This window comes from Nonomuraea sp. NPDC050022, from assembly GCF_044460705.1.
Lineage (GTDB): Bacteria > Actinomycetota > Actinomycetes > Streptosporangiales > Streptosporangiaceae > Nonomuraea.
In genome coordinates this window covers 241257-266834 of the sequence record NZ_JBITKE010000017.1, presented here as the reverse complement: position 1 = coordinate 266834, position 25578 = coordinate 241257, and the positions used below count along the sequence as shown (strand labels likewise).

General features: G+C 69.9%; 25 protein-coding genes. 21 read left to right on the top strand and 4 right to left on the bottom strand.

The window, feature by feature from the left end:
• Nucleotides 1-436: 436 nt before the first annotated feature.
• Nucleotides 437-649, top strand: coding sequence for a hypothetical protein (locus ACIBO2_RS51590; RefSeq protein WP_358540388.1), 213 nt, complete (start codon nt 437-439; stop codon nt 647-649).
• 62 nt (nt 650-711) lie between these two features.
• On the opposite strand, the gene ACIBO2_RS51585 is transcribed toward ACIBO2_RS51590, so the two are convergent.
• Nucleotides 712-1302, bottom strand: a complete 591-nt coding sequence (locus ACIBO2_RS51585) for a plasmid pRiA4b ORF-3 family protein (protein WP_397304716.1) — start codon at nt 1300-1302, stop codon at nt 712-714.
• A gap of 567 nt (nt 1303-1869) precedes the next feature.
• On the opposite strand from ACIBO2_RS51585, the gene ACIBO2_RS51580 reads away from it, so the two are divergent.
• Nucleotides 1870-2841 (top strand): HAD-IIA family hydrolase, encoded by a 972-nt coding sequence (locus tag ACIBO2_RS51580; RefSeq protein ID WP_397304715.1) that lies wholly within the window; start codon nt 1870-1872, stop codon nt 2839-2841.
• Between the two features lie 106 nt (nt 2842-2947).
• Here ACIBO2_RS51580 and ACIBO2_RS51575 read toward each other — a convergent pair whose 3' ends face one another.
• Nucleotides 2948-3295: an SCP2 sterol-binding domain-containing protein gene (locus ACIBO2_RS51575; RefSeq protein WP_358540395.1), complete on the bottom strand. Its 348-nt coding sequence runs from the start codon at nt 3293-3295 to the stop codon at nt 2948-2950.
• Between the two features lie 127 nt (nt 3296-3422).
• On the opposite strand from ACIBO2_RS51575, the gene ACIBO2_RS51570 reads away from it, so the two are divergent.
• The 13 genes from ACIBO2_RS51570 (at nt 3423) to ACIBO2_RS51510 (ending at nt 16093) form a co-directional block, all read left to right on the top strand.
• A complete protein-coding gene (locus ACIBO2_RS51570) occupies nt 3423-3617 on the top strand; it encodes a hypothetical protein (protein WP_358540397.1) in 195 nt (64 codons plus the stop codon).
• The gene (locus tag ACIBO2_RS51565) at nt 3614-4426 is read left to right on the top strand and encodes a TlyA family RNA methyltransferase (protein WP_358540399.1); all 813 of its coding nucleotides are present in this window, start codon (nt 3614-3616) and stop codon (nt 4424-4426) included. Before ACIBO2_RS51570 ends, ACIBO2_RS51565 begins: the two co-directional genes overlap by 4 nt.
• Entirely contained in the window at nt 4423-5322 is a 900-nt protein-coding gene (locus tag ACIBO2_RS51560) for an NAD kinase (RefSeq protein WP_358540401.1), read from the top strand. Before ACIBO2_RS51565 ends, ACIBO2_RS51560 begins: the two co-directional genes overlap by 4 nt.
• Nucleotides 5323-5386: 64 nt before the next feature.
• Nucleotides 5387-7096: a DNA repair protein RecN gene (gene recN, locus ACIBO2_RS51555; protein WP_358540403.1), complete on the top strand. Its 1710-nt coding sequence runs from the start codon at nt 5387-5389 to the stop codon at nt 7094-7096.
• Between the two features lie 73 nt (nt 7097-7169).
• Nucleotides 7170-8366, top strand: coding sequence for a putative cytokinetic ring protein SteA (gene steA, locus ACIBO2_RS51550; protein WP_358540405.1), 1197 nt, complete (start codon nt 7170-7172; stop codon nt 8364-8366).
• Nucleotides 8363-9337: a copper transporter gene (locus ACIBO2_RS51545; protein WP_358540407.1), complete on the top strand. Its 975-nt coding sequence runs from the start codon at nt 8363-8365 to the stop codon at nt 9335-9337. Before steA ends, ACIBO2_RS51545 begins: the two co-directional genes overlap by 4 nt.
• A 1-nt stretch (nt 9338) precedes the next feature.
• Nucleotides 9339-10199 (top strand): hypothetical protein, encoded by an 861-nt coding sequence (locus ACIBO2_RS51540; protein WP_358540409.1) that lies wholly within the window; start codon nt 9339-9341, stop codon nt 10197-10199.
• Nucleotides 10200-10342: 143 nt separating this feature from the next.
• Nucleotides 10343-11971, top strand: a complete 1629-nt coding sequence (gene murJ / locus ACIBO2_RS51535; RefSeq protein ID WP_358540412.1) for a lipid II flippase MurJ — start codon at nt 10343-10345, stop codon at nt 11969-11971.
• Nucleotides 11972-11974: 3 nt separating this feature from the next.
• Entirely contained in the window at nt 11975-13066 is a 1092-nt protein-coding gene (locus ACIBO2_RS51530; protein WP_358540415.1) for a glycosyltransferase family 4 protein, read from the top strand.
• A 181-nt stretch (nt 13067-13247) separates the two neighbouring features.
• Entirely contained in the window at nt 13248-14228 is a 981-nt protein-coding gene (locus tag ACIBO2_RS51525) for a TerC family protein (protein WP_358447821.1), read from the top strand.
• 104 nt (nt 14229-14332) lie between these two features.
• Nucleotides 14333-14974, top strand: a complete 642-nt coding sequence (locus tag ACIBO2_RS51520; protein WP_357958355.1) for a phosphatidylserine decarboxylase — start codon at nt 14333-14335, stop codon at nt 14972-14974.
• Nucleotides 14961-15782 (top strand): CDP-diacylglycerol--serine O-phosphatidyltransferase, encoded by an 822-nt coding sequence (gene pssA, locus ACIBO2_RS51515; protein ID WP_357958358.1) that lies wholly within the window; start codon nt 14961-14963, stop codon nt 15780-15782. The genes ACIBO2_RS51520 and pssA overlap by 14 nt, the downstream gene beginning before the upstream one ends.
• Before the next feature lie 38 nt (nt 15783-15820).
• Entirely contained in the window at nt 15821-16093 is a 273-nt protein-coding gene (locus tag ACIBO2_RS51510; protein WP_357958360.1) for a hypothetical protein, read from the top strand.
• A gap of 12 nt (nt 16094-16105) precedes the next feature.
• Here the strand turns inward: ACIBO2_RS51510 and ACIBO2_RS51505 are convergent, their stop codons facing one another.
• Both ACIBO2_RS51505 and ACIBO2_RS51500 read right to left on the bottom strand, forming a co-directional pair.
• Nucleotides 16106-16762 (bottom strand): MBL fold metallo-hydrolase, encoded by a 657-nt coding sequence (locus ACIBO2_RS51505; RefSeq protein ID WP_357958362.1) that lies wholly within the window; start codon nt 16760-16762, stop codon nt 16106-16108.
• Complete coding sequence (locus ACIBO2_RS51500) at nt 16759-17526, bottom strand: maleylpyruvate isomerase family mycothiol-dependent enzyme (RefSeq protein ID WP_358540418.1); 768 nt, start codon at nt 17524-17526, stop codon at nt 16759-16761. The genes ACIBO2_RS51505 and ACIBO2_RS51500 overlap by 4 nt, the downstream gene beginning before the upstream one ends.
• Nucleotides 17527-17744: 218 nt before the next feature.
• On the opposite strand from ACIBO2_RS51500, the gene uvrA reads away from it, so the two are divergent.
• From uvrA to rapZ, 6 genes are all read left to right on the top strand, one after another.
• Nucleotides 17745-20585: an excinuclease ABC subunit UvrA gene (gene uvrA, locus ACIBO2_RS51495; RefSeq protein WP_358540421.1), complete on the top strand. Its 2841-nt coding sequence runs from the start codon at nt 17745-17747 to the stop codon at nt 20583-20585.
• A gap of 578 nt (nt 20586-21163) precedes the next feature.
• Nucleotides 21164-21589, top strand: coding sequence for a Rieske (2Fe-2S) protein (locus ACIBO2_RS51490; protein WP_358540424.1), 426 nt, complete (start codon nt 21164-21166; stop codon nt 21587-21589).
• A gap of 104 nt (nt 21590-21693) precedes the next feature.
• Nucleotides 21694-22149, top strand: a complete 456-nt coding sequence (locus tag ACIBO2_RS51485; RefSeq protein ID WP_358540427.1) for a Rieske (2Fe-2S) protein — start codon at nt 21694-21696, stop codon at nt 22147-22149.
• A gap of 74 nt (nt 22150-22223) precedes the next feature.
• Entirely contained in the window at nt 22224-22634 is a 411-nt protein-coding gene (locus ACIBO2_RS51480; RefSeq protein WP_363994490.1) for a Rieske (2Fe-2S) protein, read from the top strand.
• A 96-nt stretch (nt 22635-22730) separates the two neighbouring features.
• Nucleotides 22731-24641: an excinuclease ABC subunit UvrC gene (uvrC, locus tag ACIBO2_RS51475; protein WP_358541384.1), complete on the top strand. Its 1911-nt coding sequence runs from the start codon at nt 22731-22733 to the stop codon at nt 24639-24641.
• A 22-nt stretch (nt 24642-24663) separates the two neighbouring features.
• Nucleotides 24664-25530: an RNase adapter RapZ gene (rapZ, locus tag ACIBO2_RS51470; protein WP_357958376.1), complete on the top strand. Its 867-nt coding sequence runs from the start codon at nt 24664-24666 to the stop codon at nt 25528-25530.
• Nucleotides 25531-25578 lie beyond the last annotated feature (48 nt).

Genomic DNA, 25578 nt, shown 5'->3' with positions numbered 1-25578 from the left:
GACAAGCCGTACGACAGGCTCGCGGTTCAGGCGCCTCGGTGCTCGACGACGGTGTCGTCCTGCTGCGGGCCGCCGATTTCGGAGCCGCCATCTCCTACCACCGGCAGCAGCTCACTGGAGCCGCGCCCTAGGACCGTCCATCGCTGAGCGATTGGCAGCACTTCGCGTAGGCGCTCCGCGTCAACGGCGAGTTGGAGGAAGCCGTCCGGCGCGGCGGGCGGGCGCGCGGGACGCCATCCGGCGCCGTCGGGAGGCGCTGGGCGTCGCGGCGAGCTACCTGCGGAGCCAACGCCCGCCTGCTCGTGTCGCGCCCGCTCGTGTCGCGTCTGCTGTGTTGCGCCCGCTCGTGTTGCGCCCGCTCGTGTTGCGCCCGCTCGTGTCGCGCCCAGGGGCGTGGTCATGCTGGAGATCCGTGTCGGGCTTGGCGAGAGTCTCCATGTCCTCGGTCGGCTGGCCGAAGCCGAGGCTGAGCAAGCACTGTGAGGCGTTCGATGGGTACGGGCTCTCCCTCAGGCCCGACCATCCGGATGCGCTCGTCCAGCGTGGGCGGCCGACGGATCTGCTCTATGCCCAGGGCGAGTTCGGCGAATGCTGGGCCTTGCTGAACAGCCACGACGGGTCAGATCCGGATGAACGCCGGAGCGTCTGATCTGCTTCGGTGCTGCGTGTTGATCGTGCGAGTGCTTCGATTTCGTTGGAGATGGCGGGTGGTCAGTCCTTGGTGAGGACGATCGCCAGGCCGGAGAGTACGTCGTTGATCTTGTTGGCGTCGAAGCTGGCCGGGTTGAATTGGTCGGCTGAGTCGAGGCCGAGCCATTCCAGGCGCTCCTGGTGTTCGTCGTGGGTGGGATCGGCGAGGATTTCGAGGAGATATTCGTAGCCCCAGACGCCGCCGGAGTCCTCGGGTGGTCCCGCGCGGCGTCCGGTCAGGCAGCGTGGATAGGCCGTGCCGGGTTCGGCGTCGGTGATGGCTTCGACCAGGATGTCGTGTTCCCAATCGTCGCCGAAGTCGTAGGTGTAGCGGAGCCGGTCATTGGCCCGCGGGGCGACCTGGTCGAGTCGGGTGGAGGCCGCGCTGCGGATCTCCAGCTCGCGGTCGGTGTCGCCGAAGTGGCCGGTTGCGGTGTCGAAGACCCACATGTGGTAGTTCTGCCAGCCGAAGGACGCCTGGATGACGTCGTGCAGGTGCCGCAGCGTACTGTCCGAGGCGACCCCCAACCGGCGCCAGACCGGTGGTCGGGAACCGCGCAAGGTGACCTTGATCGTGTGAACTGTCTGCTTCGCGCTGGGGGTGTTCGTCACAGCGATTATTCTGCCGCGCGGCTGGGTTCGGCGTGGGCAGTGGGCTTAACTAGGCTGCTTGTGGACGGCTCTGAAATGGCATATTTGGGGTATTTAGCTCGTTCGGTCGCATGGGGCGCCGGCATTGGCGTTGCTGTGCGAGATCAAATCGCTGTGTGGTGTGTGGAAGTGGACCTGACATTACGGGCGGGCTGCTTTCAGGTGGCCGAGTGGCATCCATCTACCCGAATCCGTGCGCGACTCTCGACCTCCGCCGCCCCATGCACGCTTTCGCCCCATGAAACACCTGCGCCCCGTATGCCACCTCTGCCCCGTGCGCCCCGTGCGGCGGCATGCGCCCCGTGGGCTCGGGCGCCGCGTGCGGCCAGCCGCGTGCGCAGCTATCCATGCCGTGTAGCGCTCCTCGGCCTTCACCGCGTGCGTCGCGGGGTTGAGGTCGCCGAGCAGATCGGCGGGTTCTGGGAGGTTGACGGGGGAATCTGTGGACAGGGTCAGCCCTTCTCCAGATGAGTACGAAGGCGACGCTAAAGTCTCACGCGGTGCGACAAGTCAACGGGAAGAGGCGCAGTGCTGATCGACGGCTATGACACCCTGCTGCTCGACCTCGACGGGGTCGTCTATCTGGGCGCCCACGCGGTTCCCCATGCGGTCGAGTCGCTGGAGGAGGCGCGGGGCAGGAGTACGCGGCTGGCGTACGTCACCAACAACGCCTCACGCACCCCCGCCGCCATCGCCGAGCATCTGCGCGAGCTTGGCCTTTCCGCCAGGGCGGAAGACGTAGTGACCTCGGCGCAGGCCGCCGCCCGGCTGGTGGCCGAGCGGGTGCCGTCCGGTTCCCCTGTGCTCGTGGTGGGCGGGTCCGGACTGCGGCTGGCCGTACGGGATCAAGGACTGAGGCCCGTCACCACGGCGGCGGACGCGCCGGTCGCGGTCGTGCAGGGCATGGCGCTCGGTCTCGCGTACGGGCTGCTGGCGGAAGGCGCGCTGGCCGTACGGCAGGGCGCGTTGTTCGTGGCCGCCAACAGGGACAGCACGCTGCCGACGCGGCGGGGTGAGTTGCCCGGCAACGGGGCGATGGCGCGGGTGATCGCCACCGCGACCGGGGTGGAGCCGGTGTTCGCGGGCAAGCCGGATCCGCCGTTGCATCGGGAGTCGATGATCCGTACGGAGGCGAAGCGGCCGCTCGTGGTGGGCGACCGGCTCGACACCGACATCGAGGGCGCCGTCAACGCGGGGGTCGACGGACTGCTGGTGCTCACCGGGGTCGCCACGCCGCTCGACGTGCTCACGGCCTCTCCTCAGCAGCGGCCGACGTACGTGGCCGAGGATCTGTCCGCGCTGCTGCGGCCCTATCCGGAGGTACGGCAGGGCGTCTGCGCGGGATGGCGGGCCCAGTGGGTCGACGGAGTGCTCACGCTGGAGGGTGACGGGAGTCGCACCGACGGGTTGAGGGCCGCCTGTGACGCGGCCTGGACGTATGCGGGCGAAAGCCGGGCCGAGGAGGACGCGGTCAAACCGGTGCTGGATCGGATCGGCTGAGCCGGTGCTGGGCCGGACGCGCCGCCCTCCTGCTCGGTCGCACTGCCTTGCTGCCTTACTGGGCGGCCTCACCGATGGGGTCCAGCGGGCCGGCAGCGACTGGAGGTCAGAGGAGGCGGCGTAGGCGGAGCAGGTCGCCGAAGCTGGCGTCGATCCGTACCCGGCCGCCGAGCAACGCGCGCGCCAGATCGAGCTCCCCGTCCACAAGGGCGATCAGGTCGTCGCTGACGATCGTCAGCTTCACATCGGCCGACCTGCCGTTCGAGGGCGGCTCTTCACTGAACGGGTCCAGTCCGTCAGGATGCAGCCGGCCGTAGAAGATCAAGTCGAGGTCGGAGATCCGGCAGCTCACCGTACGCTCGACCACGTGCTTGGCCCGGTCCTCCTCGCCGATCTCGTCGAACTGGTCGACGAGCTTGGCCAGTGCCGCCCGGCACTCCTCGACGCTTGCCATGTCGGGATCCTTTCTTCCATTTCAGGACGGTAGCGTTCCACATCAGTGGCACCCCCGTGTGACCCTTCAACGTGTGACACACCTGCCAAGGTGCCGGGTGCTCGCATGAGGCGTTACGGTCGTTGTCATGAGTGAGGTACCGGAGGAGACCGGCGACGAGCGAGTCGACGCGGTCCTCGCCGGTCTCGGTGACCTGGCCGGGCGGCCGGTGGGTGAGCACGTCGCGGTGTTCGACGAGGCGTTCTCCGGGCTCGAGGCCGCGCTGGGGGCCGTGGACGGGCAAGTGAACGGCCAGGTGGACGGCCGGACGGGCGACCGGTGAGCCGACGCATCCGGCTGGACAGCGAGTTGGTGCGGCGCGGCCTCGCCAGGTCGCGTGAGCAGGCCGGCCAGCTCATCGAAGCCGGCCGGGTCACGGTCGGCGGCCGGCGGGCGGGCAAGGCGGCGACCCAGGTCGACACCGCCTCGGCCATCGTCGTGGCCGAGTCCGCCGACGGTCCCGACTACGTCTCGCGCGGCGCGCACAAGCTGCTCGGCGCGATCGAGGCGTTCGGCGCGCTGGAGATCCGGGGCCGCCGCTGCCTCGACGCGGGCGCGTCCACGGGCGGGTTCACCGACGTGCTGCTGCGGCAGGGCGCCGAACGCGTGCTGGCCGTCGACGTCGGTTACGGCCAGCTCGCCTGGTCGTTGCGGACCGACGACCGGGTGACCGTGATGGAGCGCGTCAACGTACGTGATCTCACCCCGGATCTGGTCGGTGAGCCCCCTTCGCTGATCGTAGGCGATCTGTCGTTCATCTCGCTGCGGCTGGTGCTGCCCGCGCTGGCCTCGGTGGCCGCCGCTCAGGCAGACTTCGTGCTGCTGGTCAAGCCGCAGTTCGAGGTGGGCAAGGACCTGGTGGGTGCCGGTGGCGTGGTGCGAGACCCGGTGTTGCGGGCGGGCGCGGTGCGACAGGCCGCGGCCAAGGCGCGCGAGCTCGGCCTGGTGGTGCGCGGCGTGACCGCGAGCCCGCTGCCAGGTCCGTCGGGAAATGTGGAGTATCTGCTCTGGCTGGGCAAGGGGGAGGGCGAGCCGCCGGTCGCCGACCTCGAAGCCGAGATCGAGCGGGCCGTCGCGGAAGGGCCACAATGAACCGTACTGTGCTGGTCACCGTGCACACAGGGCGGGAGGCCGCGGTCGACAGCGCCCGCCTGGTCATCGACCGCCTGGTCACGGCCGGGATCCGGGTCAGGGTGCTCGATGTGGAGGCCGACGACATCGGCTGCCGCGGCGCCGAAGTGGTGCCCTGCGATCCCGGTGCCGCCAAGGACGCGGAGATGCTGATCGTGCTCGGCGGCGACGGCTCGCTGCTGCGCTCGGCCGACCTGGCCAGGCCCACCGGCACCCCGCTGCTCGGCGTCAACCTCGGGCACGTCGGCTTCCTGGCCGAGGCCGAGGTCGCCGACCTGAAGTCGGCGGTCGACAGTGTGGTCGCGGGCCGCTACGACGTCGAGGAACGCATGACCATCGACATTCTGGCCAGGCAGAACGGCCAGGTGCTCGCCGACACGTGGGCGCTCAACGAGGCCAGCGTGGAGAAGGGCGAGCGCATGCTGGAGGTGGTCGCCGAGATCGACGGGCGGCCGCTGTCCCGCTGGGGCTGCGACGGCGTGATCTGCGCGACCCCGACCGGCTCGACCGCCTACGCCTTCTCCGCCGGGGGCCCCGTCGTGTGGCCGGAGGTCGAGGCGCTGCTGATGGTGCCGATCAGCGCGCACGCGCTGTTCGCCAGGCCGATGGTGATCTCGCCGCGGTCCACGCTCGCCGTCGAGATCCTGCCCGACACACCCGGCGGCGTTCTCTGGTGCGACGGGCGGCGCCGTTTCGACCTGCCGTCCGGCAGCCGGGTGGAGGTACGCCGCGGCTCCCAGCCGGTACGTCTGGCCCGGCTGCACGGGGTGGAGAGCACCGGCGCCCCCTTCACCGACAGGTTGGTCGCCAAGTTCGAACTACCCGTCCAGGGCTGGCGCGGAAGGGTGCGTCCCTGACTCAATTACAGGTGCAGCGCGTACAGTTAGATCGCACAAGCGTTCGGAGCGACGGGAGTGGGCAGTGCGACCAAGGGTCGAGGAGGTCCGCATCCAGGGGCTCGGCGTCATCGATGAGGCCGTTCTGGAGCTTTCGCCAGGCTTCAACGTGGTCACCGGCGAAACCGGTGCCGGCAAGACGATGGTCGTCACCGGGCTCGGGTTGCTGTTCGGCGGCCGGGCCGACCCTTCCCGCATCCGGCCGGGCACCGACAAGGCCACCATCGAGGGCACGCTGGTCATCGAAGCCAACGGCCGCGTCTCCCAGCAGGTCGAGGACATCGGCGGCGAGATCGAGGACGGCGAGCTCATCATCTCCCGCACCGTCTCGGCCGAGGGCCGGTCGCGGGCCTGGCTCGGCGGCCGGACGGTGCCGGTCGGCACGCTGACCTACCTGGCCGACGACCTGGTCGCCGTCCACGGGCAGATGGACCAGCAGCGCCTCCTGCAGCCGGCCAAGCAGCGGGCCGCCCTCGACCGCTATGCCGGTGACGATCTGGTCAAGCCGCTGCGCGCCTACTCCCAGGCGTACAAACGGCACAAGCAGGTGGGGGCGCTGCTCGACGAGCTCACCACCAGGGCGCGTGAGCGCGCTCAGGAGGCCGACCGGCTGCGGTTCGGCCTTGAGGAGATCGAGAAGGTCGAGCCGAAGGCCGGCGAGGACGTCGAGCTGCGCGGCGAGGAGGAGCGGCTCTCGCACGCCGACGCGCTGCGCGGTGCCGCGACGAGCGCGCACACGGCGCTGCTCGGCGACCCGATGGAGGCCGCGAGCGGCGCGCACGACGTGATCTCCCTGCTGGGCGAGGCCCGCTCGGCCGTCGAGGCGGTGCGCGACTACGACACGCAGCTCGCCGGGGTGGCCGACCGGCTGGCCGAGGCCGGCTACCTCATCTCCGACGTCGCCACCGACCTGGCCGCGTACGCCGAGTCGATCGAGGCCGACCCCGCGCGGCTCGCCGCCGTGCAGGACCGCCGGGCCCTGCTGTCAGGACTGGTCCGGAAATATGCTGAAGACAGCGCTGGTGTCCTGCAGTGGGCTCAGGAGGCGTCCGCCCGGCTGGTCGAGCTGGAGGGCGATGACGAGCGCATCGACGAGCTGACCCGCGAGCACGACGAGCTGACCGCCCGGCTCACCGAGCTGGCCGCCGAGCTGACCCGGGTGCGCGAGGGCGCCGCCGAGCGGTTCGGCCAGGCCGTCACCGACGAGCTGACCGCGCTGGCCATGCCGCACGCCAGGGTCATCGTCCAGCTCACCCAGGTCTCGGACTTCGGCCCCGAAGGCGTCGACGAGGTCGAGCTGCGCATGGCCGCTCACCCCGCCGCGCCGCCGCTCCCGCTCAACAAGGGCGCGTCCGGCGGCGAGCTGAGTCGCGTCATGCTGGCGATCGAGGTGGTGTTCGCGGGCGCCGATCCGGTGCCGACGTTCGTGTTCGACGAGGTCGACGCGGGGGTGGGCGGCAAGGCCGCGGTCGAGATCGGGCGCCGCCTCGCCAGGCTGGCACGGACCGCCCAGGTCATCGTCGTCACCCACCTGCCGCAGGTGGCCGCGTTCGCCGACCAGCATCTGGTGGTCGAGAAGGCCAGCGACGGCAGTGTCGTACGCAGCGGCGTCCTCACCCTCAACCACGAAGGCCGGGTACGCGAGCTCTCCCGCATGCTGGCGGGGTTGGAAGACTCCGAGCTGGGCAGAGCACACGCCGAAGAACTCCTCGGGCTAGCGGCCGCCGATCGGTGATCCTGAGTGACATAGCGGACACGCCGCGCAGTGCGTGGCCTCTGCGCTGCTTCACTCTGGCAGGATGGTCTTGATGAAGGTTCCGGGGAGCAGGATGCCGGGCCTCCGCGCTAGGAAGGTCACGGACCTTCCCGGTGTCACGGCAGTGGCGAGAGTCGATCGGCGGACTAAGAGGCTGACCAAGCGCCTCCAGCCCGGTGAAATAGCGATTATCGACCACGTCGACGTGGACCGGGTCAGCGGGGAGGCGCTTGTCGCGTGCGGGGTGTCGGCCGTGGTCAACGTCGCCGCCGGCATCAGTGGACGCTATCCCAACCTCGGCCCGCAGATCATCATCGAGTCCGGGGTGCCCTTCGTCGACAACGCCACCCAGGATCTGTTCGAACGGGTCAAGGACGGCGATGTCGTCCGGATCCACGACGGGGTCGTCTACCTCGACGGTGACGTGGTCGGCAAGGGCGAGGAGCAGACGCCCGACGCGGTCGAGGCCGCCATGGCCGAGGCGCGTGCCGGTCTCGCGGTGCAGATCGAGGCGTTCGCCGTCAACACGATGGAGTACGTCCGGGGCGAGGGCAAGCTGCTCATCGACGGAGTCGGCGTGCCGGACATCCGCACCCCCATGGAGGGCCGGCATGTCCTGATCGTGGTGCGCGGCTACCACTACAAAGAAGACATCGCCACCTTGCGCCCCTATATCAGGGAATACCGCCCGGTGCTCGTCGGTGTCGACGGCGGTGCCGACGCGCTGCTGGAGGCCGGCTACCTGCCCGACGTGATCGTCGGTGACTTCGACTCGGTCTCCACCAAGGCGCTGAGCTGCGGCGCCGAGCTCGTCGTGCACGCCTACCGCGACGGCAGGGCGCCCGGCCTGGAGCGCGTCCACCAGCTCGGCCGCGAAGCGGTGATCTTTCCCTCCACCGGCACCAGCGAGGACATCGCGATGCTGCTGGCCGACGACAAGGGCGCCGAGCTGATCGTGGCGGTCGGCACCCACGGCACGCTGGAGGAATTCCTCGACAAGGGTCGTTCGGGGATGGCCAGCACCTTTCTCACCCGGCTGCGGGTCGGCAGCAAGCTCATCGACGCCAAGGGAGTGAGTAGGCTCTACCGAAGCCGCATCTCGACGCCCCAGCTGCTGCTGCTCGTGATCACCGCGTTGATCACGATGGGCGTCGCGCTCTTCCTGTCGCCGATCGGCCAGACCTGGCTGAACGGCATGCAAGATTTCTGGAACGCCTTCATCTTCTGGTTGGTCGGACTCTTCTCGTGATCGATTTCCGCTATCACCTCGTGTCCATCGTCGCGATCTTCCTCGCGCTGGCGGTCGGCATCGTCATGGGCACCACGCTGCTCCAGTCGCCCGCCATCGAGCTGGCCAGACGGACGAGCGACCAGATGACCAAGGACAACACCAGCCTCAGAGCCACGATCGACGCATTGCGGGGCAGGGAGGCGGGCAACGACTCCTTCGTCACCGCGCTCACCGCGCAACGCGTCGCGGGCGAGCTCACCGGCCAGCACGTCGTGCTCATCGAGGCGCCGGGCTCCAGCACCACCTACCGCGAGGCCGAGCAGCAGGTGCTGGCCCAGTCGGGCGCCGTGGTCACGGGGCGCGTCGTGCTGAGCGAGAAGTTCGTCGACACCAAGCAGAGCGGTGTGATCGACGGTCTGGCCAACACTCTTAAGCCGGACAACGTCACTTTTCCTGCCGCGATCACCGCCTACCAGAAGGCCGGCGCCGTGCTGGCCGCCGCCGTCATGACCGCCGACCAGGCCGTGGCCGGCACGGCCAACCCGGCCACCGGCGCGGTTCTCGGTGGCTTCGAGGAGGGCGGCTTCCTCAGCGTGGAGGGCGATCCGAGCAAGCGGGCCACGCTGGCCGTGATGTTCGCCCCGGAGAAGCCGTACGAAGGCGAGAACGCCGAGGCCCAGGCCGACGCCCTCATCTCGCTCGTGAGCGGCCTCGACGCCGGCGGAAAGGGCGCGGTGGTGACGGGCACCGCCGCCACCGCCGCCGTCTCCGGAGGCGTGGTCGGCGCGCTGCGCGACGAGGGCGAGATCGCCAAGCGCGTCTCGACCGTCGACACGCCCGACATGCCCGCGGGCCGGATCGTGGTCGTCGACGCGCTCCGCGAGCAGCTGAGCGGCCGCGCCGGCCACTACGGCATCGGCACGGGAGCCCCTACGTTCCAGCCCGCGGCACCGACCGCGACCCCGTCCCCCACCCAGTCAGGGAGCTGACATGGCTCGTGGCCTCCTCTACGCCCTCGCCGGCGCCGCGATCGGCGCCGTCGCGGCCCGCGCCGCCTACACCGCCTTCACCCGCCTGGCGCCGCGCGCCGACGAGAAGGAGCCGGGCCGCTGGACCCGCACCAACCACCGCGGCGAGCCGATCACGCTGCTGGAGGGCCCCGCGTTCGTGGCCGGCTCCGGCGCGGCGGCCGCGCTCGCGCCGGGTCTTCCGCCCCGCGTACGCCTGGCGGCGCTGCTGGCCGGGGTCGGCAGCGGAGCGCTCGGCGCCTACGACGACCTTTACGGCACGACCAAGTCCAAGGGCTTCAAGGGGCACCTGACCGCGCTGGGCCGCGGCGAGGTGACCAGCGGGGCGGTCAAGATCCTCGGCATCGGGGCCACCGGGCTGGGCGCGGCGGCGCTCGTCTCACGGGGGCCGGTCGACACGCTGGTCAACGGCGCGGCCATCGCGGGCACCGCCAACCTGGCCAACCTCTTCGACCTGCGGCCCGGCCGGGCGATCAAGGTGGGCCTGCTCACGGGTGGGCCGCTGCTGGCGGCCTCGCTCTTCCGTGACGCGCCGCTGACCGCCGCGCTGACCGCCGTGCCCCTGGGCGCCGCCGCCGCGCTGCTCCCCGACGACCTCGGCGAGCGGGCGATGCTCGGCGACGCGGGGGCCAACGCGCTGGGGGCGCTGCTCGGGCTGGCCGCGGTGACCAAACTGGGGCGTCCGGGGCGGTTCGTGCTGCTCGGTACGGTGGCGGCGTTGACGGCGGCGTCGGAGAAGGTCAGCTTCACCAAGGTCATCGCCGGTAATCCGGTGCTCAATCGGCTGGACATGCTCGGTCGCCGTCCCGTCGACCCGGCATGAGTCGCCGTCCCGTCGATGTGGTGTGTGGTGTCCTGCGGCGTGGTGTGAGTCGGTGTCCTGTTAGGTGATGGGGCGCCCTGCGCGATTGTCGGTGCGGCCTGCCAGGATGTTCGCGTGATCGGGTTCGGGGCGGGGCGGGTGTGGTGAGGGAGCGGCTCGTCCGCGGCGTCGCCGGTGGGGCGCTGCTCATCGGGGCCATCACCGTGCTGGCCCGGGTCGCCGGGTTCGCCAAGCAATACGCGTTCGCCCAGACGGTGGGCACCAACTGCCTGGGGACGGCCTACGCCACGGCCAATGGGATCCCCAACATCGTCTTCGAGGTGGTCGTCGGCGGCGCGCTCGCCGGGATGGTGGTCCCGGTGCTCGCGGGAGCCGGGCCGGGGCACGATTCGAGCGGCGGCCCGGACCGGGAGCGGATCGGGTGGATCAGTTCGGCGCTGCTGAGCTGGGTGCTCGTGGTGCTGGTGCCGCTCGGCGTGCTGACCGCGGTGCTCGCCGGGCCGATCCTCGGGCTGTTCTTCGGCAACGCGGTGCCTGACTGTGACCTGAGCGAGGTGACCGCGGTCGCCACCCGCATGCTGGTCGTCTTCGCCCCCCAGATCCCGCTGTACGGCGTCGCGGTCGTCCTCTACGGCGTGCTCCAGTCCCACCACCGCTTCGCCGGGCCCGCCGTCGCCCCGCTGGTGTCCAGCCTCGTGGTCATCGTCGCCTACCTGCTGTTCGTGCCGCTCAGCGGGGGCGTCACCGATCCTGGCCGAGTGCCCGTGCCCGCCGAGCTCGCGCTGTCCGTGGGCACCAGCCTCGGGGTGCTGGCCCTGGTGCTGACCGTGATCGGCCCGGTCGCCGGGCTCGGGTTGCGGTGGCGGCCCACGCTGCGCTTCCCCGACGGCGTGGCCGTCCAGGTGCGCAGGCTCGCGCTGGCCGGGGTGGCCGCGCTGATCGCCCAGCAGGCCGCCATGGCCATGGTGGTCGTGCTGTCCAACCGGGAGGTCGGCAACGGGGCCATCGTGGTCTACAACTACGCCTGGGCGATCTACCTGGTGCCGTACGCGGTGCTGGCCGTGCCCATCGCCACCAGCGCCTTTCCACGGCTGTCCGCGCAGGCGGGCAGCGGCGACACGGCGGGGTTCGCGGCGCTCGCGGCGCGGACCACGCGGGCGGTGGTGCTGGTGTCGGGGCTGGCCGCCGGGGTGCTCGCCGCAGTGGCCGAGCCCGGGGCGGTGGTGTTCCTCGGCTTCAAGAGCGACGTGCCCGCGCCGGATTTCGCCCGCGCGATCGCGCTGTTCGCGCCAGGGCTCGTCGGCTATGGGCTCATCGCGCAGCTGAGCCGGGTCCTGTACGCGGCCGGGCGCGGGCGGGCCGTGGCGACGGGCACCGTGCTGGGGTGGGGCGTCGTCATGGTGGCGCAGACCGTGTTCGCGCTGACGTTTCCCGGTGACTGGAAGCTCGGGGGGCTGGCGCTCGGCATGACCACCGGGATGACGGTGGGGGGCGCGCTGCTGCTCGCCTCGGTGGTGCGGGCGCGGGGGCACGTCGCGGTGGCCGGGCTGGGCCGGGCCGCGCTGGCCTCGGTCGCCGGCGGTGGCGCGGGTTACCTCGCCGGCGCGGCGGTCGTGGGGGTGCTGGGGGCGCGGGGCATCTGGCCCAATGTCGGGGCGACCGTGCTGGCGGCGCTCGCGGCGGCCGTCGCCGGTGGCGTGGTGGTGGCGCTGGTGGACCGGCCGACGGCTCGGGCGGTGGCCGGTTCGTTCAGGCGTGGATCTGGGAAGTGAGGGGTGGCTGTGCGGGTGGCGTTCGTGATGGGCACCGCGTCCGGGGGGACGGGACGGCATGTCCGGATGCTGGTCGAGGGGCTCATCCGGCGTGGCCATCGCGTGGTGGTCGTGGGGCCGGAGAGCGTCGAGGAGCAGTTCTCGTTCGCTGCGGCCGGGGCCCGGTTCGTGGCGGTGCCGATGTCGGATCGGCCGCATCCGGTCAATGACCTGCGTGCCGTGCTCGCGATCCGGCGGGTGACCAAGGACGCCGAGGTGGTGCACGCCCACGGCCTGCGGGCCGGGGCGCTGGCCGGGCTGGGGCTGTGGGGCCGGGTGCCGCTGGTGGTGACGTTGCACAACGCGCTCACCGCCGGGGGGCTGATCGGGGTCGTCTACGGCGGGCTCGAACGGGTTGTGGCCAGGCTGGCCGACCAGGTGCTGGTCGTCTCGCCCGACCTGGGGGAGCGGATGAGGGCGCTGGGGGCGCGGGAGGTAGGGCCGGCCGTGGTGCCCGCGCCGGTGCCGCGGGCCGCCCGGCGTTCGCCGCAGGAAGTCAGGGCCGAGTTGGGGGCGGGGCGGCGACCGATCGTGCTGACCGTCGCCAGGCTGGCCCAGCAGAAGGGCTTGGAGACGCTCCTCGACGCCGCTCGCGGGCCTTGGGCGGGCGAGGGTGAGACGCCGCTGTTCGCGGTGGCGGGGGATGGGCCGTTGCTCGGCGAGTTGCGGCGCCGGATCGAGGCCGAGGCGCTGCCCGTGGTGCTTCTGGGCAACCGGGATGACGTGCCCGACCTGCTCGCCGCCGCGACTGTCGTGGTGTGGGCGAGCAGGTGGGAGGGCCAGCCGTTGAGCGTGAGCGAGGCCCTCATGGTGGGGCGGCCGGTCATCGCGACGGCGGTGGGCGGGGTGCCCGATCTGCTGGCCGGGGCGGGGATCCTGGTGCCGTACGGGGACGTGGCGGCGCTGCGGGGTGCCGTACAGGATGTGGTCGGAGACGACGCCGGGGCGGCGCGGCTGGCCGCGGCGGCGGCGCTGCGGGGGGCCGAGCTTCCGGATGCCGACGAAGCGGTGGAAAGTGTGCTGAACGTCTACGGACGGTCAAGACAGCACGAATGATTAGGCGAGACTTACGCGTTCTCATATACTGCGTGCGTTAGGGAGGGGAGTATCCCTTCGCGGCAGCCTCGTCATCACGGTGTAGTCCCGCTCCACGGGGCCCCCGGGGCTGCCGGTCCGCGTGCTTGGCGGGCGGGAGAGACCTCCGGCGCTCTTTTTTTGCATGCCGGAGGTAGACCACGTGATCGTACCTGTTTGGGCCTGGATCGCCGTCATAGGCGGCCTGCTGGTCGTTCTCGCCATCGACCTCTGGATCGTCGACCGCGGTGAAGCCCGCGAGTTCTCGATGCGGCAGGCCGGATACTGGGTCACCTTCTATGTGCTGCTCGCCGTGGTGTTCGGCGGTCTGCTGTGGGCCACGCTCGGCGGTGCCAAGGCGGGGGAGTTCTTCGCCGGCTACATCACCGAATACAGCTTGAGCGTCGACAACCTGTTCATCTTCTTCATCATCATGAGCAGGTTCGCGGTGCCCAAGGCGTACCAGCACAAGGTGCTGCTCGTCGGGATCCTGCTGGCGCTGGTCATGCGCGGCATCTTCATCGCGCTCGGCGCGGCGGCGCTGGAGCGGTTCAGCTGGTTGTTCTACGTCTTCGGCGCTTTCCTGGTCTACACCGCGATCAACCTGATCCGGCAGCACCTCAAGGGCGACGAAGAGGAGTTCAACGAGAACATCCTGCTCAGGTGGGTGCGCAAGGCCTTCCCCACCACCGAGGGCTACGTCGGGTCGAAGGTCACCGTCAAGATCGACGGGCGTCGGATGGTCACCCCGATGCTCATCGTGATGGTCGCCATCGGCAGCACCGACCTGCTGTTCGCGCTCGACTCGATTCCCGCCATTTTCGGACTCACCAAGGACCCGTTCATCGTCTTCGCGGCCAACGCGTTCGCGCTGATGGGACTACGTCAGCTCTACTTCCTGCTGGGGGGCCTGCTTCAGCGACTGGTCTACATCAGCTATGGACTTGCGTTCATATTGGGCTTCATCGGGGTTAAGCTCATATTGGAGGCACTGCATGCCAGCGAGGTCTCCTGGGCGCCCGAAATCCCCATCTGGGTCTCGCTCACGGTCATCGGCGCCACCATGGTCATCACCACCGCGGCCAGCCTGATCAAGGCCCGTGTCGATGCGCGCAAGGGCGAGGAAGCCAGCAGGGCTAGCTAAATGGCTTTCGAGGCGCTTTGCTTGAGAAGTTGCGCCGTGTAATAGTTGCTGACTCTGTAACATCACGGCAAAGCGCCCAGTCCAGTCACCATCGAAGGTTGTACGTGTCAGACGATTCTGCCAAGACGGGCCGCGTGCGGCTCGCGCGCGGGGTGTCCCCGTGGCTCTTCCCCACCGTCGCCGCCGCGGCCACCACCGCGCTGCTGACGCGCCGGGACCGTCGATGGGCGCTGGCGGCTGTGCCGCTGGGCGCCCTCACCGGTGCCATGCTCTGGTTCTTCCGTGACCCGGACCGCACGCCGGGCGAGGGGCGGATCCTGTCACCGGCCGACGGCGTCGTGCAGAGCATCGACCCGCAGGCCGACGGGCGCACCCGCGTCGCGATCTTCATGAGCCCGCTGAACGTCCATGTGAACAGGGCCCCCCTTGCGGGAAATGTCACCTCCGTGCAGCATGTGGCGGGTGGGTTCCTGCCGGCTTTCAACAAGGACAGCGACCAGAACGAACGCGTGGTGTGGCATTTCGCGACGGCGCTCGGCGACGTCGAGATGGTGCAGATCGCAGGCGCGGTGGCGCGCAGGATCGTGCCATACGTGACCGTCGGCGCCAAGGTCTCGCAGACCGAGCGGATCGGGCTCATCAGGTTCGGGTCGCGGGTCGACATCTACCTTCCCGAAGGGATCTCGTCCGCGGTGTCCGTGGGCGAGAAGACGGTTGCGGGGGTGACCAGAATTGACCGCGGCTGACGCCGGCAGCTGGCAGGCCGACGACGAAGAACCTCGAGGACCCGTCGGCAAGGCGTTCCGCCTGTCCGCGGCGGACTCGCTCTCGCTGGGCAACGCCATCTGCGGGTTTCTCGCGGTGTGCGTCCTGGCCTCATCGGCGATCCAGTCGCTCAAGGCCGGGGGCGACTTCACGCCCGCGCCGAGCTACTTCGCGACCGCCGTGGTGCTGCTGCTCATCGGCGCCACCTGTGACCTGTTCGACGGTCTGGTCGCGCGGCGCTTCCGCGCCTCGGCCATGGGCGCCGAGCTCGACAACCTCGCCGACGTGATCAGCTTCGGGTTCGCGCCCGCGTTCATGGTCGTGATCTGGGGTGGTTTCACGGACAAGGTGCCGTTCGCCGCTGTGGTGGCCGCCGCCGCGGCGGTGCTGGTCGCCGGTGTCGTCCGGCTGGCGCGGTTCGCCTGCGTCAAGACCAAGAGCGGCGACTTCATGGGCCTGCCCATTCCCATGGGCGCCATGACCGTCATCTCGATCGTGATGCTGTTCCAGCCGAGCCTCTACTCGTTGCTCGCGGTGCTCGGCGTGGCCTGGCTGATGGTGAGCCGGATCGAATACCCCAAGCCCAAGGGGCAGCTCGCCGCGGTGGTGCTCGGGTGGATCATGATCAATGTGGCCTTCCTGACCTTCTGGGTGGCCTGGCCCGAGGGTGGCGACCTGCCCATCAAGATCGGCGCCACCATGCAGATCGCGCTCGTGGCGGCGATCCCGCTGCGGGTGCTGTTCTACAAGCGTGAGCAGCGCAGGGAAGCCGAGCGCATCGGCAGCTGAGCGGATACGTCCGCCGTTATCCGGGTGGTGATGCAGCCATGTCGGCCACGCCGCGCGAGCACACGCGTACGTACTTTCTCGCGAAGCTGGCCAGGGAGCTGGAGCTGCACGGGCTGACCACTACCCTGCTGCCCTACCCGCCCGCGCTGCGGGTCAGCGATCCCGACACCGCGATGCTCGTCGAGACCGTCGACTGCGTGCCGCTGCCGGAGGGTTGGTTCTACCGCTGGTCGTGGGGCGAGGTCGTCGGCCTCGCCGACGATCCCGCCCTGGCGGCCCAGCGGATCGCCCGAGTCCTGGCGAACCGCTGACGTTGGCGGGTCTTACCAGCCTCGGGCCTTCCATTCCGGCAGGGACGGGCGCTCGGCGCCGAGCGTGGTGTCCTTGCCGTGGCCCGGGTACACCCAGGTGTCGTCGGGCAGCCGGTCGAAGATCCGCTCGGCGACATCGCCGAAGAGCTGGGCGAAGCGCTCCGGATCCTTCTGCGTGTTGCCCACCCCACCCGGGAAGAGCGAGTCGCCGGTGAACAGGTGTCGCCCCTCGTCGCCGCCGTCGTACAGCAGGGCGATCGAACCGGGCGTGTGACCGCGCAAGTGGATCACCTCGAGGTCGGCCACGCCGACCGTGATCCTGTCGCCGTGCTCGACCGTGCGGTCCACCGGGATCGGCAGGCCGGGCGCGTCGAGCGGGTGCGCGATCACCTGGGCGCCCGTCACCTTGGTCACCTGCTCCAGCGCCTGCCAGTGGTCGCCGTGCTGGTGGGTCGTGACGATCGCGCTGATCGGCTGGTCGGTGATGAGCGCCAGCAGCCGGTCGGCCTCCGCGGCGGCGTCGATCAGCAGGCCGTCGCCGGTCTGGGTGCAGCGCAGCAGGTAGGCGTTGTTGTCGAACGGCCCCACTGCCAGCTTGCAGATCGACAGCTTCGGGAGCTCGCGTACGTCGGCGGGACCGCCGACCTGGACGTCACCTGTGTAGGTCATGGGTAGTCCTTCGGGGGCGTCGCGGGCAGATCAGCGGGGGCGGGCATCGTCATCCAGGGCGGCGCCACGGGAACCGGCGTTGACAGCCGCCCCTCCGTCACCACCCTAACGCCCGTGCCGTCGGATCTCCCGATGAGCCATGCCAGAACGTCGGCCGCGTCGCCCTCGACCGCCGGCCCGGGGCCCAGGTCGCCCCACGTCCGCCCACCGCGCAGGGTGATCTCGCTGACGGTGCTTCGCGCGTGCGGCCAGCACCGCATGCAGTCGTGGAGTTCCCGGTCGACGAACGTCTCGGGCCAGTCCGCCGGGCCGTACCCCGCGCCGAGATCCACGTGGTGCACTTCGACCTCGCGCAGCCGCCGTACGAGGATGTACCAGGCGGGGTGCGGCGGCGGGCGCATGGCCGAGACGGTCGCCCGCCACGCCGCCTCCGGGAGGTCGTGGATCTCGGCGGCCAGCCGGGCGTCGGCGGCCGCCAGCTCGGCGACGTGCTCGGCGGGAGTACGGCCCGCGCCGGCCTCGATGCCCGCCTCCCGCGCCGCGGCGGTCGGGTACTGCGGCGTCTCGACTCCGGTCCTGGCCCAGGTCAGCAGGTTGATGTGGCTGTCGGCGTTGCCCGCCACGTGGGCGAGCACGTGGCCCCTGGACCAGCCCGGAAGGAGCGAGGGGGCGGCGACGTCGTCCTCGGTAAGGGACGCCGCCGTGGCCAGAAAACGGGCGGTCGACGCGGCCAGCTCGGCCTGCAGCGTCAGCAGAACGGTCATGCCGGATATTTCATCATCCGGGGGGTTCTGGGGGCTGCTGGGGGCATAAAATGGCTGGTCACGCGGTTGACAGCTAAAGGCCACCTGCAGGGGTGGGAGTAGGCCGTAACCTGGTAGCGACGGATTTTCGGGGTTCGACGAGCGGGCCGCCGAAATTGTCGGAGCCCCCGTCTACCATCCCCCGTGGACCTATCCGCCTTTCGACATCCGGGATCGCCGTGGCAGACCGCCTGATCGTGCGTGGTGCACGAGAACACAACCTCAAAGACGTCTCGCTGGACCTGCCGCGAGACTCTCTGATCGTCTTCACCGGCCTGTCCGGCTCGGGCAAGTCGAGCCTGGCCTTCGACACGATCTTCGCTGAGGGCCAGCGGCGCTATGTCGAGTCGTTGTCGGCCTACGCCCGCCAGTTCCTCGGTCAGATGGACAAGCCCGACGTGGACTTCATCGAGGGCCTGTCTCCCGCGGTGTCGATCGACCAGAAGGCCACCAGCAAGAACCCCCGCTCGACGGTCGGCACGATCACCGAGGTCTACGACTACCTGAGGCTGCTGTGGGCGCGCATCGGCAAGCCCCACTGCCCGGTGTGCGCGCGGCCGATCGCCAGGCAGATGCCGCAGCAGATCGTCGACCGCGTGATGGATCTGGAGGAGGGCACCCGCTTCCAGGTGCTGGCCCCGGTCGTCAGGGGTCGCAAGGGCGAATACGCCGAGCTGTTCCGAGAGCTGCAGACCAAGGGCTTCGCCCGGGCGCGGGTCGACGGCGTGATCATCCGGCTGGAGGAGCCGCCCACGCTGAAGAAGCAGGAGAAGCACGACATCGAGGTCATCGTCGACCGGCTGTCGGTGAAGGAGTCGTCGCGCCGACGGCTCACCGACTCGGTCGAGACCGCGCTGCAGCTGTCCGGCGGCACGATCACGCTGGAGTTCGTCGACCTGCCCGAGGGCGATCCCAACCGCGAGCGCTTCTACTCCGAGCATCTCTACTGCCCCTACGACGACCTGTCGTTCGAGGAGCTGGAGCCGCGCTCGTTCTCCTTCAACTCGCCTTTCGGCGCCTGCCCGGAGTGCACGGGGCTCGGCACCAAGATGGAGGTCGACCCCGACCTGGTCGTCCCCGATCCGGAGGCGACGCTCCGAGACGGCGCGCTCCACCCCTGGTCGGGCGGCCACACCAGCGAATACTTCGTCAGACTCGTCGAGGCGCTCGGCCACACCATGGGCTTCACCCTCGACACGCCGTGGGAGAAGCTGCCCAAGGCCGCGCAGAAGTCCCTGCTGTTCGGCCACGACGAGCAGGTGCACGTCCGCTACAGCAACCGCTACGGCAGGCAGCGCTCCTACTACACCACCTACGAGGGCGTCATCCCGTGGGTCCAGCGCCGGCACGTCGAAGCCGAGAGCGACTCGACCCGCGAGCGGTTCGAGGGCTACATGCGCGAGATCCCCTGCCCGGCCTGCAAGGGCGCCAGGCTCAAGCCGGTCACGCTGGCCGTCACCGTCGCCGACAAGTCGATCGCCGACGTGTCGTCCATGTCGATCGGCGAGTGCGCGGAGTTCCTGTCCGAGCTCAAGCTGTCCGACCGCGACATGCAGATCGCCGAGCGGGTGGTCAAGGAGATCAACGCCCGCATGGGCTTCCTGCTCGACGTCGGCCTCGACTACCTGACCATGGACCGCGCCGCCGCCACCCTGGCGGGCGGCGAGGCCCAGCGCATCCGGCTGGCCACCCAGATCGGCTCCGGCCTGGTCGGCGTCCTGTACGTCCTGGACGAGCCGTCGATCGGCCTGCACCAGCGCGACAACATGCGGCTGCTCGACACGCTGATCAGGCTGCGCGACATGGGCAACACGCTGATCGTCGTCGAGCACGACGAGGACACGATCGCGGCCGCCGACTGGGTGGTCGACATCGGTCCGGGCGCGGGCGAGCACGGCGGCCAGGTCGTCGTGTCCGGCACCGTTCAGGAGCTGCTGGCCAGCGAAGAGTCGATGACCGGCCAATACCTGTCCGGGCGCAGGAGCATCCCGATCCCCGCCAAGCGCCGCAAGCGCGACAGGAAGCGGCAGATCACGGTCAAGGGCGCGCGCGAGCACAACCTCAAGGGCGTCGACATCGAGTTCCCGCTCGGCCTGTTCACCGCGGTCACCGGCGTGTCGGGGTCCGGCAAGTCGACCCTGGTCAACGACATTCTCTACAACGCGCTGGCCAAGGAGCTCAACGGGGCGCGCACCGTGCCCGGGCGGCACTCCCGGATCAACGGCATCGACCAGGTCGACAAGGTCGTCCACGTCGACCAGTCGCCGATCGGGCGCACCCCGCGCTCCAACCCGGCCACCTACACCGGCGTGTTCGACCACGTACGCAAGCTGTTCGCGGCCACCACCGAGGCCAAGGTGCGCGGCTACCAGCCGGGACGCTTCAGCTTCAACGTCAAGGGCGGCCGCTGCGAGGCGTGCGCCGGCGACGGCACCATCAAGATCGAGATGAACTTCCTGCCCGACGTGTACGTCCCGTGCGAGGTCTGCCACGGCGCCCGCTACAACCGGGAGACGCTGGAGGTCCACTACAAGGGCAAGACGATCTCCGAGGTGCTCGACATGCCGATCGAGGAGGCGCTCGGCTTCTTCGACGCGATTCCGGCGATCAAGCGCCACCTGCAGACGCTCAACGACGTCGGCCTCGGCTACGTACGGCTCGGGCAGCCCGCCACGACCCTGTCCGGCGGCGAGGCGCAGCGCGTCAAGCTGGCCTCCGAGCTGCAGCGGCGGCAGACCGGGCGGACGATCTACGTGCTCGACGAGCCGACCACCGGGCTGCACTTCGAGGACATCCGGCGGCTCCTCGGAGTGCTCGGGCGGCTGGTCGACGGCGGCAACACGGTGATCGTCATCGAGCACAACCTCGACGTCATCAAGACGGCCGACTGGGTGATCGACATGGGGCCCGAGGGTGGCTCGCGGGGCGGCACGCTGGTCGCCACGGGGACGCCTGAGGAGATCGCGCTGGTGGACGAGAGCCACACGGGGCGCTTCCTGCGCAAGATCCTCTCGCTCTGAGGTTCCCTTTTCTCCAGGGTTTTTCTGTACGGCGGGTAGCCGCCGTACGGAAACCCGGGGACCGGCCGTGTCCGTCGGGACGGGACGGTCGGGGGCTCGGCCTGGTGATGGACGGGGCCTGGGACCGTCGTGCGGGCCTGAGGGGGTGCGGGTCCCTAAGGGGCGCCATGGGGCCCGATAGCAATGTGTCACAGTCACCCCCTCGCAGGGGCGGGTCCGTGAGGTCCGGTAAGGCGGTCACAACCCCCGAAGGGCGGGCCTCTGAGGGGCGTCATGAGGTCCGGTAAGGCGGTCACAACCCCCGAAGGGCGGGCCTCTGAGGGGCGTCATGAGGTCCGGTAAGGCGGTCACAGCCCCGAAGGTGCGGGTCCCTGAGGCGGCGTCATGCGGTGCTGGCTGGGCGTTGAACGGTCGGGCGGGCCTGCGGGGCCTACGTCGGGCGAGGCGCGGTGGCTCGGGATTCTCTGCCTCGCGGCGATGACCCGGACGGGGGACCGAGGGGTGTCGGGAATAAAGTTGACCAGACGATAGCGGCCTGGCCTGCAGGGGGTCAGTGGCCACGGGGAAGGGCTCACACCATGGGGATTACGGAGCTGGGCAGCGCCATGCCCGAAATCGGGCGTCGCGAGGCGCTCGGCGCGGCCGGACTGGCGGCGTGCGGTCTCGCGGTCGCGGGGTGTGGCGGCGGCGCCAGCGCGGAGCCTGCCGGAATCAAGGGGCAGGTGCTCGCCAAGACCGCGGACGTGCCCGTGGGCGGCGGCGTCCTGGTGGAGAAGTACAAGATCGTCGTCACCCAGCCGGCGAAGGGCGTCTTCAAGGCGTTCAGCGCGGTCTGCACGCACAAGGGCTGCGCCGTCGGCTCGCCCGAGGAGAACGTGATCACGTGCGGGTGCCACGGCAGCGAGTTCGCCGCCGACAGCGGCAAGGCGCTCAAGGGCCCGGCGACCGCGCCGCTCGTGGCCTATCAGGTCAAGGTCGTGGGTGACGGCGTCGTGGTGGCCTGAACAGGTAATTCTGCGTGGTTCCCGGGATTGGCGTACGGCAGGCTGAACCGGCGCGAGGGCGCTGGCCGTACCTGAAGTGAGAACGAGACCTGGGAGGACGCAATATGACCGAAACGACGCGCCGGGCGGTGGTGCTCGGGGCCGGAGGCGCCGGGCTCGCAGTGGTGATGACCGCTTGCGCGAGCTACGGCTCGCCGACGACCCAGGCGAGTGAGGCACCTGCGGCCGACGAGCCGTCGTCCGCGGCCCCGAAGAAGAAGAAAGCCGCCGCCGGCAAGGCGCTCGCCGAAACCGGCGACATCCCCAGCGGGGGCGGGAAGGTCTTCGAGAGCCAGAAGATAGTCGTCACCCAGCCGACGGAGGGGGAGTTCAAGGCGTTCACGGCGGTCTGCACCCATCAGGGATGCACGGTCGACGAGGTCGCGGACGGCACCATCAACTGCCCGTGCCACGGGAGCAAGTTCAAGATTTCGGACGGTTCCGTCGCAGGTGGCCCGGCTTCCGAGCCGCTCGCGGAGAAGAAGATCAAGGTCAGCGACGGTAAGATCACGCTCGCCTAGCGGGTCCTCATGAATTTCTCACCTGTGTGCGGTTGGGTGAGCTCATGGGAGATGACTTTCAGAGTCGCAGAGCGATGATCGCCGGTGTGGGCGTAGGTGGTCTGACACTGGCGCTGACCGCGTGCGGCAGTAACGACGCCGCGAGCGGCGCGCAGACCTCGACCGCCGACACGCAGTCGAGTGCTCCGGCGGCCGCGGGCGGCGCATTGGCGAAGACCTCCGACATCCCCGTGGGCGGGGGGACGGTCTTCAAGGAGCAGAAAGTGGTGGTGGTGCAGCCCAAGTCGGGCGAGTTCAAGGCGTTCAGCGCGATCTGCACCCACCAGGGCTGTACGGTCGGCGGCGTCGCGAACGGGATGATCGACTGCCCATGCCACGGCAGCAAGTTCAAGATCGACGACGGATCCGTCTCCGCCGGACCGGCCAAGAAGCCGCTTCCTGAGCAGCAGATCAAGGTTGAGGGAGACCAGATCACGCTCGCCTAGGCGCACGCCCGCCGTACCAGGACGACTGGTACGGCGGGCCGCCTTGTCGGTGCGGCCCGTTAGTCTTTGAACGTGGCGAGATCAGCGCGCAGTCCCCTGAGTTTCCGCCCCCAATCGGGGTCCATTCCCGACTCTCCGGGGGTCTACCGGTTCAGGGACGCGCATGGCCGGGTGATCTACGTCGGCAAGGCCAAGAGCCTGCGGCAGCGGCTCAACTCCTACTTCGCCGACTTCTCCGCGCTGCATCCGCGCACTCAGACGATGCTCACCACCGCCGCCGACGTCGACTGGACGGTGGTCGGCACCGAGGTCGAGGCGCTGCAGCTCGAATACTCCTGGATCAAGGAGTTCGACCCCCGCTTCAACGTCAAATACCGCGACGACAAGTCCTACCCCTACCTCGCCGTCACCATGGGCGAGGACTTCCCGCGCGTGCAGGTGATGCGGGGCGCCAAGCGCAAGGGCACCCGCTACTTCGGCCCCTACTCCCACGCCTGGGCCATCCGCGAGACCGTCGATCTGCTGCTGCGCGTCTTTCCCGTCCGCACGTGCAGCGCGGGGGTGTTCAAGCGGGCCGGGCAGATCGGCCGGCCGTGCCTGCTGGGCTACATCGACAAGTGCTCGGCGCCGTGCGTGGGCCGGGTCACCCCGGACGAGCACCTGGCCCTGGCCGAAGACTTCTGCGACTTCATGGCGGGCAACACCGGCCGCTTCATCAAGCGGCTTGAGCGCGACATGCGCGAGGCCGCCGCGGCACAGGAATACGAGCGGGCCGCCAGGCTCCGCGACGACATCCAGGCCCTGCAGCGCGCGCTCGAGAAGCAGGCCGTCGTCCTCGGCGAGGGCACCGACGCCGACGTGATCGCGCTGGCCGAGGACCCGCTCGAAGCCGCCGTCCAGGTCTTCTACGTGCGCGGCGGCCGCATCCGCGGCCAGCGCGGCTGGGTGGTCGACAAGGTCGAGGAGAGCTCGCCGGGCGAGCTGGTGGAGCAGTTCCTGCTGCAGATGTACGGCGAGGCGGGCGCCGAGTCGATGCCCCGCGAGGTCCTCGTGCCCGTGCTGCCGCCCGACAACGAGGCGATCACCGAGCTGCTGTCGGAGCAGCGCCGCGCCCGGGTCGAGGTCCGGGTGCCGCAGCGTGGCGACAAGAAGTCGCTGATGGAGACCGTCGAGCGCAACGCCAAGGAGTCGCTCGCCCAGCACAAGATCCGCCGGGCCGGCGACCTGACCACCCGCAGCAAGGCGCTGCAGGAGATCGCCGACGCGCTCGACCTCGACCAGGTGCCGCTGCGCGTCGAGTGCTACGACGTCTCGCACCTGCAGGGCGAGAACGTCGTGGCGTCGATGGTGGTGTTCGAGGACGGCCTGGCCCGCAAGAGCGAATACCGCCGCTTCGCCGTCAAGACCAAGGAAGGCGACGTCGCCTCCATCTACGAGGTCATCCAGCGGCGGTTCCGGCGCTACCTGGAGGAGCGCTCGAACACTGGAGAGCTGGCGGCCGACGACGATGCCGACGGACCCAACGGGCCCATCGACCCGGAGACCGGGAAGCCGCGCAAGTTCGCCTACCCGCCCAATCTGGTCGTGGTCGACGGCGCCGGCCCCCAGGCGGCCGCCGCCCAGCGGGCGCTCGACGAGCTCGGCATCGATGACGTCGCCGTGTGCGGCCTGGCCAAGCGGCTCGAAGAGGTGTGGCTGCCCGGCGACGACCAGCCGGTGATCATGCCGCGCTCCAGCGAGGGACTCTACCTGCTGCAACGCGTGCGGGACGAGGCACACAGGTTCGCCATCACCTACCATCGTGCTAAGAGGTCCAAGACCGTGAAGGAGAGCGCGCTCGACACTGTGCCCGGCCTCGGACCGGCGCGTCGGCAGGCGCTGCTCAAACACTTCGGCTCCGTGAAGAAGCTGCGCGAGGCCACCGCCGCCGAAATGTGCGAGGTCCCCGGCATCGGCCCGGCCATCGCCGAGGTGATCGCGTCGACGCTGAAGGGGGAGGGACAGTGAGCCCGCCGAACGGAGTGAGGCAATGAACACCGAGCCGGCGTTCGTCATCGTCACCGGCATGTCAGGCGCGGGTCGCAGCACCGCGGCCAAGGCGTTGGAAGACCTGGGCTGGTTCGTCATCGACAACCTGCCGCCGGGACTGCTGTTCGCCATGGCGGAGGAGGCGGGCAAGGTCAAGCTGGCCGCCGACAAGGTGGCCGCCGTCGTCGACGTGCGCAGCCTGGCCTTCACCAGCGACCTCAACGCCGCCATCGAAGAGCTTGAGGGCCGCGGCGTGCGGGTGCGCGTGGTCTTCCTGGAGGCCAGCGACGAAGGGCTGGTACGCAGGTTCGAGAACGTACGCAGGCCCCACCCGCTCCAGGGCGAGGGCCGGCTCGTCGACGGCATAGCCCGCGAACGCGGCATCCTGCGCGAGGTGCGCGCCAACGCCGACCTGGTGATCGACACCTCCTCGCTCAACGTGCACGAGCTGCGCAACAAGATCGTCAACTTCTTCGGCGGCGAGGACCGGCCGGGGCTGCGGCTCAACGTGGTCTCGTTCGGCTTCAAGTACGGCCTGCCGGTCGACGCCGACCTCGTGGTCGACTGCCGCTTCCTGCCCAACCCGCACTGGGTGCCGGATCTGCGGCCGATGAGCGGGCTCGACGCGCCGGTGCGCGACTACGTGCTCGGCCAGCCGGGAGCCAAGGAGTTCCTCGACGCGTACGAGGAGGTTCTGCAGGTGATCGCCGCCGGATACGCGCGCGAGGGCAAGAGCTACGCCACACTGGCGGTGGGCTGTACGGGTGGCAAGCACCGCAGCGTGGCGATGGCCGAGCAGGTCGCCGGCCGACTGCGGGACCGCGGCATGGAAGTCCAGGTCAGCCACCGGGATGTGGGGCGGGAGTGACCGATGAAGGCCAAGACCAGGGTGAGGCGGCCGTAGCCGACGCGGCGC